General features: G+C 63.4%; 14 protein-coding genes and 2 pseudogenes. 14 read left to right on the forward strand and 2 right to left on the reverse strand.

What is annotated here, in order from left to right; all coding sequences use genetic code 11:
- Positions 1-131: 131 nt before the first annotated feature.
- The 13 genes and pseudogenes from clpB to DK874_RS04415 all read left to right on the forward strand — a co-directional run bounded on the left by clpB (position 132) and on the right by DK874_RS04415 (position 9,802).
- Positions 132-2,717: an ATP-dependent chaperone ClpB gene (gene clpB, locus DK874_RS04365; protein WP_114312812.1), complete on the forward strand. Its 2,586-nt coding sequence runs from the start codon at positions 132-134 to the stop codon at positions 2,715-2,717.
- A 13-nt stretch (positions 2,718-2,730) separates the two neighbouring features.
- A complete protein-coding gene (locus DK874_RS04370; RefSeq protein WP_114312813.1) occupies positions 2,731-3,120 on the forward strand; it encodes a ferritin-like domain-containing protein in 390 nt (129 codons plus the stop codon).
- Positions 3,117-4,301, forward strand: a complete 1,185-nt coding sequence (locus DK874_RS04375; protein WP_114312814.1) for a VLRF1 family aeRF1-type release factor — start codon at positions 3,117-3,119, stop codon at positions 4,299-4,301. Before DK874_RS04370 ends, DK874_RS04375 begins: the two co-directional genes overlap by 4 nt.
- A gap of 15 nt (positions 4,302-4,316) precedes the next feature.
- A complete protein-coding gene (locus DK874_RS04380; protein WP_114312815.1) occupies positions 4,317-4,733 on the forward strand; it encodes an Hsp20/alpha crystallin family protein in 417 nt (138 codons plus the stop codon).
- A gap of 10 nt (positions 4,734-4,743) precedes the next feature.
- On the forward strand, positions 4,744-5,430 hold the full coding sequence (locus DK874_RS04385; RefSeq protein WP_114312816.1) for a metallophosphoesterase family protein: 687 nt from the start codon (positions 4,744-4,746) through the stop codon (positions 5,428-5,430).
- Positions 5,431-5,484: 54 nt separating this feature from the next.
- On the forward strand, positions 5,485-5,898 hold the full coding sequence (locus DK874_RS04390; RefSeq protein WP_114312817.1) for an Hsp20/alpha crystallin family protein: 414 nt from the start codon (positions 5,485-5,487) through the stop codon (positions 5,896-5,898).
- A gap of 37 nt (positions 5,899-5,935) precedes the next feature.
- Positions 5,936-6,037: pseudogene (locus DK874_RS12095) on the forward strand (phosphate-starvation-inducible PsiE family protein); the annotation flags it as partial.
- The gene (locus tag DK874_RS04395) at positions 6,034-6,510 is read left to right on the forward strand and encodes a cation:proton antiporter regulatory subunit (protein WP_114312818.1); all 477 of its coding nucleotides are present in this window, start codon (positions 6,034-6,036) and stop codon (positions 6,508-6,510) included. The pseudogene DK874_RS12095 and the gene DK874_RS04395, both read left to right, overlap by 4 nt.
- Positions 6,510-6,674: pseudogene (locus tag DK874_RS11650) on the forward strand (cation:proton antiporter); the annotation flags it as partial. The gene DK874_RS04395 and the pseudogene DK874_RS11650, both read left to right, overlap by 1 nt.
- A 35-nt stretch (positions 6,675-6,709) precedes the next feature.
- Complete coding sequence (locus DK874_RS04400; protein WP_114312819.1) at positions 6,710-7,543, forward strand: SDH family Clp fold serine proteinase; 834 nt, start codon at positions 6,710-6,712, stop codon at positions 7,541-7,543.
- The gene (locus tag DK874_RS04405; RefSeq protein WP_114312820.1) at positions 7,544-8,176 is read left to right on the forward strand and encodes a rhomboid family intramembrane serine protease; all 633 of its coding nucleotides are present in this window, start codon (positions 7,544-7,546) and stop codon (positions 8,174-8,176) included.
- A 10-nt stretch (positions 8,177-8,186) separates the two neighbouring features.
- Complete coding sequence (locus tag DK874_RS04410) at positions 8,187-8,639, forward strand: CBS domain-containing protein (RefSeq protein WP_114312821.1); 453 nt, start codon at positions 8,187-8,189, stop codon at positions 8,637-8,639.
- Positions 8,639-9,802 carry a cation:proton antiporter gene (locus tag DK874_RS04415; protein WP_114312822.1) on the forward strand — a complete coding sequence of 388 codons (1,164 nt, stop codon included), beginning with the start codon at positions 8,639-8,641 and terminating at the stop codon, positions 9,800-9,802. Before DK874_RS04410 ends, DK874_RS04415 begins: the two co-directional genes overlap by 1 nt.
- Here DK874_RS04415 and DK874_RS04420 read toward each other — a convergent pair.
- Positions 9,792-11,402, reverse strand: a complete 1,611-nt coding sequence (locus tag DK874_RS04420; protein WP_114312823.1) for a transglycosylase SLT domain-containing protein — start codon at positions 11,400-11,402, stop codon at positions 9,792-9,794. The two genes, DK874_RS04415 and DK874_RS04420, sit on opposite strands and share 11 nt — an antisense overlap.
- A 140-nt stretch (positions 11,403-11,542) precedes the next feature.
- On the opposite strand from DK874_RS04420, the gene DK874_RS04425 reads away from it, so the two are divergent.
- A complete protein-coding gene (locus DK874_RS04425) occupies positions 11,543-14,161 on the forward strand; it encodes a replicative DNA helicase (RefSeq protein ID WP_114312824.1) in 2,619 nt (872 codons plus the stop codon).
- On the opposite strand, the gene DK874_RS04430 is transcribed toward DK874_RS04425, so the two are convergent.
- Complete coding sequence (locus DK874_RS04430; RefSeq protein WP_114312825.1) at positions 14,158-14,715, reverse strand: protoglobin domain-containing protein; 558 nt, start codon at positions 14,713-14,715, stop codon at positions 14,158-14,160. The two genes, DK874_RS04425 and DK874_RS04430, sit on opposite strands and share 4 nt — an antisense overlap.
- Positions 14,716-14,791 lie beyond the last annotated feature (76 nt).

Genomic DNA, 14,791 nt, shown 5'->3' on the forward strand with positions numbered 1-14,791 from the left:
AAGCGCGCTACCTTCTCCCCGTTGACCAGACCTCCTCTGGGTTCGGTGGAAGTTCCCGCGTTATCTTCGCATAACTATCTTGACAATATTTGTATCAAGTGATATGATTTGGCTAGTAGGAGGACAGGGGTATGAACCTGGAGCGCTGGACCCAAGCCGCCCGCGAAACCCTGGCCCAGGCCCAGGTCCTGGCCCGGGAGACGAGGCACCAGGCCATCGACCTGCCCCACCTCTGGGCCGTACTCCTCAAGGACCCCACGGGCCTGGCCTGGCGGCTTTTGGAGAAGGCAGGGGGAAACCCCCAGGCCCTCAAGGAGGCAGCCCAGCGGGAAATGGGCCGCCTGCCCAAGGTGGAGGGGGCCGAGGTGGGCCAGTACCTATCCCAAAAGCTGGCCCGGGCCCTGGACCGGGCCGAGGCCCTGATGGCGGAGCTCAAGGACCGCTTCGTGGCCATGGATACCTTGGTGCTGGCCTTGGCGGAGGCCTCGAGGGCCGAGCCCCCCTTCGGGGCAAGCCTTCCCGAAGAGGGTTCCCTAAGGAAAGCGTCCCTTGAACTTAGAGGAGGTAAGACCGTGCAGACGGAACATGCGGAAAGCACCTTTAACGCCTTAGAGCAATACGGCATTGACCTCACCAAGCTGGCCGCTGAGGGCAAGCTGGACCCGGTGATCGGCCGGGACGAGGAGATAAGGCGCACCATTCAGATCCTCCTCCGGCGCACCAAGAACAACCCGGTGCTCATCGGCGAGCCCGGGGTGGGCAAGACCGCCATCGTGGAGGGCTTGGCTCAACGCATCGTGAAGGGAGACGTGCCGGAAGGCCTGAAAGGCAAGCGCATCATCTCCTTGCAGATGGGCTCCCTTTTGGCCGGGGCCAAGTACCGGGGCGAGTTTGAGGAGCGCCTGAAGGCGGTGATCCAGGAGGTGGTGCAGTCCCAAGGGGAGATCATCCTCTTCATCGACGAGCTCCACACCGTGGTGGGAGCGGGCAAAGCCGAGGGTGCGGTGGATGCGGGCAACATGCTGAAGCCCGCCCTGGCCCGGGGGGAGCTCCGGCTCATCGGCGCCACCACCCTGGACGAGTACCGGGAGATTGAAAAGGATCCTGCCCTGGAGAGGCGCTTCCAGCCCGTCTATGTGGACGAGCCCAGCGTGGAGGACACCATCTCCATCCTCCGGGGCATCAAGGAGAAGTACGAGGTGCACCACGGGGTGCGCATCTCCGACCCCGCCTTGGTGGCGGCTGCGGTCCTCTCCCACCGCTACATCACGGAAAGGCGCCTTCCCGACAAGGCCATCGACCTCATCGACGAGGCGGCAGCCCGTCTGCGCATGGCCTTGGAAAGCGCCCCGGAGGAGATCGACACCTTGGAGCGGAAGAGGCTCCAGCTGGAGATCGAGCGGGAAGCTCTGAAGAAGGAGAAGGACCCGGACTCCCAAGAAAGGCTCAAGGCCATTGAAGGGGAAATCGCCGATCTGAGCCAGGAGATCGAGAAGCTCAAGGCCGAGTGGGAGGCGGAGCGGGAGGTCCTGAAAAGGCTCCACGAGGCCCAGCAACGCCTGGACGAAGTACGCCGTCAGATTGAGCTGGCGGAGCGCCAGTACGACCTGAACCGGGCGGCGGAGCTCCGCTACGGGGAGCTTCCCCGCCTCGAGGCCGAGGTGGAGGCCCTCTCCGAGGGGCTCAAAAACGCCCGCTTCGTGCGCCTGGAGGTGACCGAGGAGGACATCGCCGAGATCGTCTCCCGCTGGACGGGCATCCCCGTGTCCAGGCTTCTGGAAGGGGAAAGGGAGAAGCTCCTCAGGCTCGAGGAGGAGCTCCACAAGCGGGTGGTGGGGCAGGAGGAGGCCATAAGGGCCGTGGCCGACGCCATCAGGCGGGCCCGGGCCGGCCTCAAGGACCCCAACCGCCCCATCGGCAGCTTCCTCTTCCTGGGCCCCACGGGGGTGGGAAAGACGGAGCTGGCCAAGACCCTGGCCGCCACCCTCTTCGACACCGAGGAAGCCATGGTGCGCATCGACATGACGGAGTACATGGAGAAGCATGCGGTGAGCCGCCTCATCGGGGCCCCTCCTGGCTACGTGGGCTACGAGGAAGGGGGGCAGCTCACGGAAGCGGTAAGGCGCCGCCCCTACACGGTCATCCTCTTCGACGAGGTGGAGAAGGCCCACCCCGACGTCTTCAACATCCTCTTGCAGATCCTGGACGACGGCCGCCTCACCGACTCCCATGGGCGCACCGTGGACTTCCGCAACACGGTGATCATCCTCACCTCCAACCTGGGAAGCCCCTTGATCCTCGAGGGGATCCAGAAGGGGTGGCCCTACGAGCGCATCCGGGAGGAGGTCTTCGCCGTGTTGCAAAAGCACTTCCGCCCCGAGTTCCTAAACCGCCTGGACGAGATCGTGGTCTTCCGGCCCCTTACCCGGGAGCAGATCCAGAGCATCGTGGAGATCCAGCTCCAAGGCCTCAGAAACCGCCTCTTGGAAAAGCGCATCACCCTCACCCTCACGGAGGCCGCCAAGGGCTACCTGGCCGAAAGGGGGTATGACCCCGTCTTCGGGGCTAGGCCCCTCAAGCGGGTGATCGGGCGGGAGCTGGAAACCCCCTTGGCGGTGAAAATCCTGGCCGGGGAGATCAAGGAGGGGGATGCCGTGGTGGTGGACAAGGGTCCTGCGGGCCTGGTCTTCCGCGTGGAGGAACGCGTCCAGGCCTGAGAGAGGAGGCGGCATGAGCGTGGTGGAAGTCCTGCAACAAGCCTACCAGGATGAGCTTCTAGATGCCCTCCGGGCCGAGCGGGCAGCAAAGAGCGTCCCGTACCCCCACATCCGGGCCCTCCTGGAAGAGGTGGCCCATAGGGAGCGGGCCCATGCCGAGGCCATCGCCGAAACCTTGCGCCGCCATGGCGCCTCCCTTCCCCCTACGCCCAAGGTGGAAGAGGAAGGCTGGGAGGCTCTTCTCCGCCTCCTTTCTGAGGAAGGGTTTGACCGGGTTTACTATCTGGAAAGCACCTTCCCCGAGCCCCACCTCGAGGCCCTCTTCACCCGATTGGGCCATGAGGAAAGGCTCAACCAAGAGGCCATCCGCAAAGCAGTGGCTCTTCTAGGAGGTAACCTATGATCGGTAAGGAAGACATCCGGCGCATCAAGGAAACCCTCACCGTGCAGGAGGGACCCGTCCTCTCCCTCTACCTGGACCTCAACCCCGCCAAGCCCGAAAACGCCAGCCGGGCCTACGCCCTAAGGGCCAAGGACGCCATGAAGGCCCTCAAGGTGCCCCAGGACCTGCAGGAAAAAATCCTGGAGGTGCTGAAAAACCAAGTGCTAGAGGCAAAAACCGCCGTCTTCTTCGCCAACGAAAAGCTCTTTGAAACCCTGTTGCTTCAGGTGGAACTGCCCCTGGTTTCCAGCCTCAAAACCACCTTCCTAGGGGAAAAGGAAAGCCGCTTCTTTACGGACGGGGCTCTGGCCCACTACGGCGAGCCCTTCCTCCTCCCCCTTATCTACGCCCTGGACGAGTACGAGCGCTACGGGGTGGTCTATTTGGACCAGGAGCGCTGGCGGGTTTTTGAAATCTTCCTGGGTGAAGTCCAGGAGGTGAGCGACGCCTTCTTGGCCTTGGACACCGAGGCTTGGCGGCGGCTCTCCCTGGATGCCCCGGGGCGCCGCTTCAACCTGGCGGGCATCTCCCGGGGCGGGGCAGGCCAGGACCTCTTCGCCAAGCGCCTGGCCGCTTGGGAAGAACGTTTTTACAAGACCCTAAGCCACGAGCTGGAGAAACTTACGGAGGAACGTGGGTTCACCCGCCTCATCCTCATGGGCCCCGAGGAGCACACCAAGCTTTTCCTGGGCTACCTGCCGAAACGCCTTAAGGAAAAGGTGGTGGCCCTTCTTCCCTCCCTGCCCCATCCCGGGGTCAGCCCCGGCCAGGTGCTCAAGCGGCTGGAACCTGTCCTGGAGGAGATCGAGCGCAAGGGCGAGGTAAAGCTACTCAAGAAGCTGGAGGAAGCCTATCCCAAGGTGGCCTTCGGCCCGGAAGTCCTGGAAAGGGTTCAGGAAGGCCGGGTGGAGCTTTGGGTGCTTCCCTGGCACCTGGACCAAACCGTGTACGCCTGCGAGGGGATCTTCTTCCCCGACGAGGCCCGGGCCCTGGCCCACTGCCAAAACCTCGAGGCCAAACCCCTGGCCGTGGTCCTGCCCGAGCTGGCCACGGGCTACGCCGCCAAGCTGGAGTTCGTACGGGGCGAAGCGGAAAGGGCGCTTTTGGAGCGTGGGGGCATGGCCGCGCTCCTGAGGTGGTGAAAGGAGGTGAGGAGGATGGTGCGGTTTGACCCTTTTAGGGAGTTGGAGGAGCTGCAAGAGCGTCTGGCAAGGGCCTTTGGCACCGCCCCGCAGCAGGGGCCTAGGGTGTACGCCCCTCCGGTGGACGTGCTGGAGGATGAAGCCGGCCTCCACCTCCACATCTACCTGCCCGGCGTGGAACCGGATAAGGTGGAGGTGGTGGCGGAGGAAGGGGTGCTTTCCGTGAAGGCGGAGCGCCCCTTTGAGAAGCGGGAAAACGTGGCCTACCACCGCCTGGAAGGCCCTTATGGCATCTTCGCCCGGAGCTTCAACGTGCCCAGCACCTTTGACCTCTCCCGGGTGCAGGCCAAGTTCCGCCACGGGGTGCTCCACCTCACGGTGCCCAAGGCCGAGGCAAGCAAGCCCAAGAAGATCCAGGTACAGGTGGAATAGGAGGTGAGCTATGCGGCGGACCACGCGGTACATCCTGGCCACCTCTAACCCCATGGGCGACCTCGAGGCCCTGGAGAAGCTGGTGAAACTGGCCCCCGACACGGGAGCGGACGCCCTCGCCCTCGTGGGCAACCTCATGCCCAAGACGGCGAAAAGCCGGGACTACGCTGCCTTCTTCCGCATCCTCGCCGAGGCCCATCTCCCCACCGCCTATATCCCTGGTCCCCAGGACGCCCCCATCTGGGAATACCTGAGGGAGGCGGCCAACATCGAGCTGGTACGGCCCGAGATGCGCAACGTCCACGAAACCTTCACCTTCTGGAAAGGTCCCTACCTGGTGGCCGGGGTGGGCGGGGAGATCACCGACGACGGGGAGCCCGAGGAGGAAGAGGCCCTGCGCTACCCCGCCTGGGTGGCGGAGTACCACTTGAAGACCCTCTGGGACCTCAAGGACTACCCCAAGATCTTCCTCTTCTACACCAACCCCTACCACAAGGGCCTGGGCGACGCCGGCTCCCACGAGGTGGCCCACCTGGTGAAGACCCATAACCCCCTCCTGGTCATCACCGCTGGCAAGGGCCAAAAACACGAGATGCTGGGCGCCAGCTGGGTGGTGGTACCGGGAGACCTTTCGGAGGGCGAGTACAGCCTCCTGGACCTGAGGGCCAGGAAGCTGGAAACCGGGAACGTCCGCTAGAGGAGGGCCCCGCCCGGGGGCGGGGCCCCGCCTTGCCTGCTACAGGAGGGGAGTATGTTGGAGAAACTTTGGCCCTTTGGTCGTAACCAGGTGCGGAAAGCCTTTGAAGAAGCCCTGGAAAAGGTCTTCAAGGAAGAAGGCGAAACCCTGGAACCCCTCTCCGAGCTTTCCGAGCACGAGGACCATTACCTCCTGCGGGTGGAGGTCCCGGGCCTGGGCCCGGAGAGCCTGGAGGTGCGCCTTCAGGGGGACCAGCTGGTCATAGAGGGAGAGAAAAAGGAGGAGAAGCGCACCAAGCACCTCTCGGAGATCGTCTATGGTCGCATCTACCGGGCTTACCTTCTTCCCAAGGATGCCAAGAAGGAGGGCATCGAAGCCCGCCTGCAAAAGGGGGTGCTGGAGGTGAAAATCCCCCGGGAGAAGCGGGAGGCCGAACCGCCGGTGCGGATTCCTGTGGTGGAAGGTTAAGGGGGGTTACCCTAGCGAGTCCTGGGCTAGCCCAGAGAGACTATCGGGCCTAGACCTCTTCCTCTGGGCCTTGGGCATCCTGGCCCTGGTGGCCGGGCGCACCCTGGCGGTCCAGTTTCCTCCTAGGAGGCGGGCATGAGGGTGGAAGAAGCGGTACTTCCCGGGGTAGGACGGAAGTTCACCATCACGGTACAAAGCGGCGACCGCTTGGTCATCGTGGTCCACCATTCGGGAAAACGGGAGCTGCAGTACTTTGAGGCTGGGGACGATGAGGATGAGCCCACCATGGCCCTGGACCTTACCGACGAGGAGGCCCGGGAGCTGGGAGCCATTTTGGCAGGGGTCCTGTTCCATCCCGAGGCCGTGGGGGACACCCAAAGCAAGCTGGGGCAGAAGGTCATTGAATGGATCAAGGTCCTGCCCGGTTCCAAGTTGGCAGGAAAACGGCTGGCCGAGTTTACCCTGCCGCCGGGGGCCCACCTCCTGGCCGTGGACCGGCAGGGTGCGCCCTTGATCCCCAACCCTTCGCCCGAGGTGGTCCTCGAGGTGGGGGACACCTTGGTGGTGGCGGGAAGCCGCGAGGCGGTGGAAGCCCTGATGAGGACCCTCTAATGCACCCCTCCGTGGAGGCCTTTGCTCTGGCCGCAGGGCTTTTAGCCTTTGGAGCGGCCTTGGTCTACCGTTTTGGTTTCCCTCCCTTGCCCGTCTACCTCCTCACCGGGCTTCTCATGGGCAAGGGAAGGATTCTCCTACGGGAAACCCAAAGCCGCCCGGCCCGTATTCCCTAACGCCCCTGGTATATGCTTTTCCCATGGAAATCTTCTTCCAGCTCTTTTGGCTCTTCTTCATCCTCTCTGTCCTCACCCCTTACCTACAGCAACGGATGCTCCTGGGGGCCAGGGCCCGGAAGATGGCCGAGCTGGAACGCAAGCGGAAAAGCCGGGTCATCACCCTCATCCACCGCCAGGAAGCCGTAAGCTTTTTGGGCATCCCCATCAGCCGCTTCATCAGCATTGACGACTCGGAGCAAGTCCTGAGGGCCATCCGCCTCACCGACAAGAATGTGCCCATAGACCTGGTCCTCCACACCCCGGGGGGATTGGTCCTGGCGGCGGAGCAGATCGCCGAGGCCCTTTTGCGCCACCCCGCCAAGGTCACGGTCTTCGTGCCCCACTACGCCATGTCCGGGGGAACCCTTATCGCCCTGGCCGCCGACGAGATCGTGATGGATGAAAACGCCGTGCTGGGCCCCGTGGATCCCCAACTGGGCCAGTACCCTGCGACCAGCATCCTCAAGGTGCTGGAGAGGAAACCCATCCAGGAAATCGACGACCAGACCCTAATCCTGGCGGACGTGGCGGAAAAGGCCCTGAAGCAGGTGAAGGCCACGGTGAAAAACCTGCTTTTGAAGCGCATGCCCGAGGAACGGGCCGAGGAAGTGGCCACCCTGCTCTCCCAAGGCACCTGGACCCACGACTACCCCATCGACGTGAACCAGGCCCGAGAGATGGGCCTTCCCGTGAGCACCGAGATGCCCCTCGAGGTCTACGAGCTCATGGACCTCTACCCCCAGGCCCAGGGGGGCAAGCCCAGCGTGCAGTACGTGCCCATACCCTACCGCCACCAAGAGCCCAGGAGGCCTTAGGTGTTTCCCCTTTACGACATCAACCACGCCCGCCGGCCCGCTCTCGTGGTCAAGGGCCTGGTGCTCCTCAACGCCTTAGCCTTTTTCTGGCAGCTTTCCGTGGGATTGGAATGGTCCGCCCAGGGCTACGGCTTTATCCCCGCCTTATTCTTTCAAGACCCGGTGGGCCAGGGCTACCGCCTCCTCACCAGCATGTTCCTCCACGGAAGCTTTTTTCATATCCTCTCCAATATGTGGTTCCTGTGGGTTTTCGGGGACAACGTGGAAGACCGCATGGGACGCAGCCGCTTTCTCCTCTTCTATCTCCTGGGGGGAGTGGCCGCCGCCTTGGCCCAGGGGCTTTTCTCCCCCACTTCCACCCTCCCCATGATCGGGGCCAGCGGAGCGGTTTCCGCGGTGCTGGGAGCCTATTACGTCCTCTTCCCCAGGGCCTATGTGGTCTCCGTGATCCTCTTCATCCTTCCCCTCTTCGTCACCTTTCCCGCAGGCTTCTACATCGGGTACTGGGCCTTCCTTCAGCTTCTCCAGGGGCTTTTGGGCCTACCCGGGGTAGCCTGGTGGGCCCACCTGGGAGGGTTTCTCTTCGGCGCCCTCCTGGCTCGGCGCTTTGCCCCCAGGTGGCGGCGCTGGTAAACTTTGGCCCATGAAGGTAGCCGACCTGATGACCGCAAACCCCGAGACCATCGGACCCGAGGCCACCCTCGAGGAGGCCGCCCGGAAGATTCTGGAAAAACGCTACGGTAGTCTGCCGGTGGTGGACCAGGAAGGGCACCTCCTGGGGTTACTCCAGGTGGAAGAGCTCCTGCCTCATCCCGAGAACGTGCCCTTCTCCGATGTGGAGGCGCTACAGCTGTTTGGGGAATGGGTGGATGCGGATTTCTTGGAAGGGATCTACCAACGTTACCAAAGGACGCCCGTCAGGGCGGTCATGCGCACCGACCTCCCCCAAATCCATCCCGGGGATCCCGTGGGGAAGGCCCTCGAGGCCCTTCTGAAAAGCGGGATCCGCCATCTACCCGTGGTGGACGAAGGAAACCGACTGGTGGGCATCCTAACCCGTAGCGATTTCCTGAAGCTCATCCTAAGGAGGCAGTGATGCACGGGCCCGGGCATATTTTAGAAGTGTTCTATCTAATCCTGGCAGCGCAGGCCATGGCCTTCCTTTTCAAACGCCTAAACCAGCCCGTGGTTATCGGAGAGGTTCTGGCCGGCGTTCTGGTGGGCCCGGCCCTCTTGGGCCTGGTGCACGAGGGCGAGATACTGGAGTTCATCGCTGAGCTGGGGGCCATCTTCCTCCTCTTCATGGTAGGTCTGGAAACCCGGCTTAAGGACATCCTGGCCGTGGGCAAGGAAGCCTTCTTGGTGGCGGTCTTAGGAGTGGCCTTCCCCTTCGTAGGGGGATACCTATTTGGCCTCCAGATCGGCTTTGCCACCCTGCCCTCCTTGTTTTTGGGCACCGCCTTGGTGGCCACCAGCGTGGGCATTACCGCCAGGGTGCTGCAGGAGCTTGGGGTGCTCTCCCGCCCCTACGCCCGGGTAATCCTGGGGGCCGCCGTCATCGACGACGTGCTGGGCCTGATCGTGTTGGCGGTGGTGAACGGGGTGGCCAAAACCGGCCAGGTGGAAACCGGTGCCCTCCTCCAGCTCATCCTACTTTCCGTGGTCTTCGTGGGCTTAGCGGTCGCTCTTTCACCCCTCTTTGCCCGCTTGCCCCTGGAAAGGCTCCCCGTGGGTAGCCCCATGGGCTTCGCCCTGGCCTTGGGCATCGGCATGGCGGCCTTGGCCGCCTCCATCGGCCTGGCCCCCATCGTAGGCGCCTTCCTGGGAGGGATGCTCCTTTCCGAGGTGCGGGAAAAGTACCGGCTGGAAGAGCCTATTTTCGCTATTGAAAGCTTCTTAGCCCCCATCTTCTTCGCCATGGTGGGGGTACGGCTGGAGCTTTCCGCTCTGGTTTCTCCCGCCACCCTGACGGCGGGAAGCGTGGTCACGGTCATCGCCATCCTGGGCAAGGTGCTGGGCGGGTTCCTGGGGGCCCTGACCCAAGGGGTGCGCTCCGCCTTAACCGTGGGGGTGGGCATGGCCCCCCGGGGGGAGGTGGGGTTGATCGTGGCCGCCCTGGGGCTTGCCGCAGGAGCGGTCAACGAGGAGGAGTATGCCATTGTGCTTTTCATGGTGGTCTTCACCACCCTTTTCGCCCCCTTTGCCCTAAAACCCCTTATCGCCTGGACTGAAAGGGGCCTGCGCCAAGCTAAGGAATAGCCCGGTAGGCGGCATAGGCGGAAAGCACCTGGGCCAGGTACTCCCGGGGCTCATCCCGTTCCTGGAAGCGCAGGAAGGCATAAAGGTCGCCCTCCCGGGCAATGCCCCTGAGGGTGTAGCCGATGCCGCCGTTATAGGCGGTGACGGCGCAGGCCACTTGCTGGAGACCCCCGTAGGCGGCGCACCTGTCCAGAAGCCAGCGCAGGTAGCGGGCGGCGTAGCGGATGCTGGCCTCGGGATCAAAGGGATTGGCGGGATCCTCCCCCAGCATGCGGGCCACATCCGCCCAGGTGCTCCTTAGGAACTGGCCTAGGCCCAAGGCCCCCGTAGGGCTTACCGCCAGGGGGTCAAAGCGGCTTTCCACGTGGAGGAGGGCGTAAAGCAGGTTGGGGTCTAAGCCCTCCTTCCCCGCATATTCCTCCACCCACTCCCGGTAGGGGCGGGGATAGGCCAAGGCGGTGGACCAGGCTGCCCGGATACCCTCCCGGTAAGCCCCCAGGCGGTAAAGGAGGGGCACCAAGGCCGGCCAATCCTTGGGCCTTTGCCAAAGGGCATACCGCACCACCCCCCGGGCCCAGGCCTCCTTACCCCCCTGGCGGAGGGCCTCCACGATAGGCGCCTCTGGGGGTGGCGGAAGAGAAGGGGCAGGCGGAGGCGGCTCGGGTTCCTTGCCCAAAAGGAGGCCAAGCCCCCCCTTGAGGAGGGTAAAGGCCTCCCCTTGCACCCCGGCCAAGCCCAGCTCCCCCGCCAACACATAGGCCCTTAGGGCGGCGTCATCGGCGTAAGGACTGCTCCCGCCGGCCAAGGTGAGGTAAAGGGGAAGGGCCTCCCCCTTAAGGCCTTGCCGCTCTAGAAGCCCCGCAGCCCGCCAAAGGCCCTCGGGGGTGCTCCGCCGGTAGGCCTGTACCGCCTCGAGGGTCCTCCCCAGCTCCTCCAGAATGCGCCCCTGGGCGTAGCGGCTTTCCGGATGGTCGTAACGGGCCAGGGCTTCTAGGGCCTCCTCCTTCCGCCCAAGCCGCCAAAGGGCGTGGCCCAGACCCAGGTACCCCCGGGGGTCCTGCCCCGCCCACTCCCGGTAAAAGGGCAGGGCCTCCCGATAGCGCCCCAGGCGGAAAAGGGCCTGGGCGCGCAGGTCCGGGCGTTCCCCTTCAGGAAGAACCTTGAGGAGGGCCTCGTAGGCCCTTCCCCGGAAGAGAGCCAGCCAAAGCCGTTCCCCTTCCTCCAGGGAAAGGAGGGCCTCCACGGCCTCTTTATCTGGAAGGAGCCGTTCCCAGGCGGAAAAGGCCCGGGGGTCTTGGGCCTCCTGAAGGAGGCTGGCCGCCTTGCGCCAAGCCTCCCTGGCCTCAAAACCCGGTTCAAAGGCCCGCACCCCCTCCAGGAATAGGGCGTAGCGCCAGGCGTACTCCGCCCGCTCCGCCAAGGGTATCTCCTCCCGGGCCACAAGCAGCCAGCCCGAAAGCATCCGGGCATAACCCTCCCCCCCAAGGGCCACCTGGCGAATCTCTTCCACCTTTCCCCTTTCCAGGGCGGCAAAAGGCTCAGGAAGACCCTGGGCTCGGCAGGAAGCCAGCACCAGCAAAAGGAGCGGGATCCCGCGCACCCCCCCACCCTAGCAAAACTCCCATGAGAAGCCTAAAGGCCAAGCCCCGACCTTCGTCTAGAAGAGGCATTCCTTTCCTTAACGGAAGTCCCCCTGGCAGAACCCCCGGGCCAAGGCGTAGCCTGATAGGGCTTATGGCTATGGAAGGACGTATTCCCCCCCATAACCTCGAGGCGGAACAGAGCGTCCTGGGGGCCATTCTTTTGGATTCAGATGTGCTGGACGAGCTGGAAGGCCTCCTCCCCTCCCCCGAGGCCTTTTATGCGGAGGCCCACCGCAAGATCTATGCGGCCATGCAGGCCCTCAGGTCCCAGGGCAAGCCCGTGGACCTGGTTACCCTGGCGGAGGAGCTTTCCCGCCGGGGAGAGCTGGAGGCCCTGGGAGGGGTAAGCTACCTGGTCCAGCTTTCCGAGGCCACCCCCACCGCCGCCTATGCGGAGCACTACGCCCGCATCGTGGCGGAGAAGTGGACCCTGAGGAAGCTGATCCAGGCGGCGGGTGAGGCCATGCGCCTGGCCTATGAGGAGGCGGGAAGCCTGGATGAGATCCTGGACACCGCGGGCAAAAAGATCCTCGAGGTGGCCCTTACCCAAACAGACACCGAGGCCCGTTCCATTCGCGAGCTGGTCCACGAAACCTTTGAGCACATCGAATCCCTCTTTCAGAACAAGGGGGAGGTATCCGGGGTACGCACCGGCTTCAAGGAGCTGGACCAGCTCATCGGCACCCTGGCCCCGGGCTCCTTAAACATCATCGCCGCCCGCCCCGCCATGGGAAAAACCGCCTTCGCCCTCACCATCGCCCAAAACGCCGCCCTAAAAGAGGGGGTGGGGGTGGGGATCTACTCCCTAGAGATGCCCGCCTCCCAGCTCACCCTACGCCTTATGTGCTCGGAAGCCCGTATAGACATGAACCGGGTGCGCCTGGGCCAGCTCACGGACCGCGACTTCTCCCGCCTGGTGGACGTGGCGGGAAGGCTTTCCGAGGCCCCCATCTACATTGACGACACCCCGGACCTCACCCTGATGGAGCTTAGGGCCCGGGCAAGAAGGCTCAGAAGCCAGCACGACGTGGGCCTATTGATCATAGATTACCTCCAACTCATGTCTGGCCCTGGGGCCGGTAAACAGGGGGAAAACCGCCAGCAGGAGATCGCCGCCATCTCCCGGGGGCTAAAGGCCTTGGCCCGGGAACTCCACGTGCCCGTCATCGCCCTAAGCCAGCTCTCCCGGGCGGTGGAGGCCAGGCCCAACAAGCGCCCTATGCTTTCGGACTTAAGGGAGTCGGGTTGCTTAGCTGGCGACACCTTGGTCCAGCTGACCGACGGCTCAAGGAAACCCATCCGCGACCTGGTAGGCCGGTCGGGATTTCAAGTTCTGGCCCTTAACGAAGCTACCTTGAAGCTGGAAGCGGCCACGGTGAGCCGGGCCTTTGCTACAGGGGTAAAACCGGTCTTTGCCCTCACCACCCAACTGGGACGCCGGATCCGCGCCACTGCCAACCACAAATTCCTAACCCCTCAGGGATGGAAGCGCTTGGATCAGCTCCGCCCTGGGGAGTGGCTGGCCTTACCTCGGAAACTAGGCACGACATCCCAGCAAACCCTTAGAGATGAGGAACTTGCCCTCCTTGGCCACCTGATCGGAGATGGTTGTACCCTACCCCGTCACAGCCTCCAATACACCACGCGAGATCTAGACCTAGCCCAAGGAGTAGTTCAACTAGCCCTCGCGACGTTTGGAAACGCCCTTAATCCACGGATAAAGGCCGAACGAGGCTGGTTTCAGGTCTACTTGAGCGCAAGCCGACGTCTTGGGATGGGTATCCGCAACCCTCTGGCAAAGTGGTTAGAGGAACTAGGCATCTGGGGGTTAAAGGCTTCCCAAAAACGGGTACCCGAACCTGTATTCACCCAACCCCCCTCTGCCATCGCCCGCTTCCTTCGTCATCTTTGGTCAACCGACGGGTGCATTCACATCTTGGAAGGGAGAAGACCTTACCCAAGGGTTTACTATGCTACCAGTAGCGAACAGCTAGCCATGGATGTCCAGACCCTTTTGCTTCGCTTAGGAATTAACTCCCGTATTCGGCGCGTCTCACAGAAGGGAAAGGGCCGCGATCAGTTTCATGTCATCATTAGCGGACACCAAGATCTAAAAAGTTTTCTTGACCAGGTAGGAGCTGTGGGCTTACGTCAGGCTAGGGCTCTCAAGCACGTGGAGGCCTATCTTCAGAACCACAACAGCAATCCCAACCGGGATGTGATCCCAGTAGAGGTTTGGCTGCAGGCTGTGCAGCCCGCATTGCAGGAATCGGGGCTTTCTCGGCGTGAGCTTTACCACACCTTGGGTATAGCCTACGCAGGTAGCACCCTCTTCCGGCAAAACCTAAGCCGGGACCGCGCCTTGCGAATGGCCCACGCTCTGGAATGGGGAGCCTTAAGCCAAGTGGCCACTAGCGATGTCTACTGGGACAAGGTGGCCTCCATCCATCCGGACGGGGTAGAGGAGGTGTTTGACCTCACTGTCCCTGGTCCACACAACTTCATTGCCAACGACATCATCGTCCATAATTCCATTGAGCAGGACGCGGACCTGGTGATGTTTATCTACCGGGACGAGTACTATAACCCCCACTCGGAAAAGGCGGGCATCGCCGAGATCATCGTGGGCAAGCAACGCAACGGCCCTACCGGTACGGTGGAGCTTCAGTTCCACGCCGCCCACGTACGCTTCAACGACCTGGCCCGGGAACCCTAAGGGTGGCCCGCCCCCAAGAGGGTTGCCGCCCCCTGGGCCAGGGCTTCCTTGAGGTCCCGGTGGCCAAGGGCGAGGCCCAGAGAGAGGGCCTCGAGGTAGCTCTCCTCAATAAGGGCCACCTCTATGGCGAGGATCTTCTCAAAGGCCTCCACCGCCCCATAGATCTCCGCGCCCCGCAGCGCCGAGCGCATATGCTCCAAGGACAGCTCCTGGACGATGCCCATGGCGGGGACCATGGCCCTAGGGCCTATCCCCAGCCTGGCGTGCACCAAGCCAATCCGCCTGCGCCCTTCCGCATAGGCCCGGTCGTAGGTGCCAGAAAAGAGCTCGCTGTACCAGCGGATAAAGGTGCCGTAAAGCCGCTCCACCCTTCCAGGCACCGCATGGAGGATGGCCCCAAGCTCCTCATCCCGCCCCAGGTAGTCGTAAAAGGCCAAGGCTATCTCGGGAGCTAAGGGAACCATGAGGGCTCCCAGCTCCCGAAGCATGGCCGCATGCCCCTCGGTGAAACCGGTGCGGCGCTTGAGGAGGTCCAGAAGGGCCCCGGGGTCCACGGGACAAATGTACCCTCCCTGGCCCCCCCTCGTCCAGGGCCAAGGCCCCGGGGAGCCTGACCCCGGGGCCACCCTT

Origin of the sequence: Thermus caldifontis (genome assembly GCF_003336745.1) — a bacterium.
Taxonomy (GTDB): Bacteria; Deinococcota; Deinococci; order Deinococcales; family Thermaceae; genus Thermus; species Thermus caldifontis.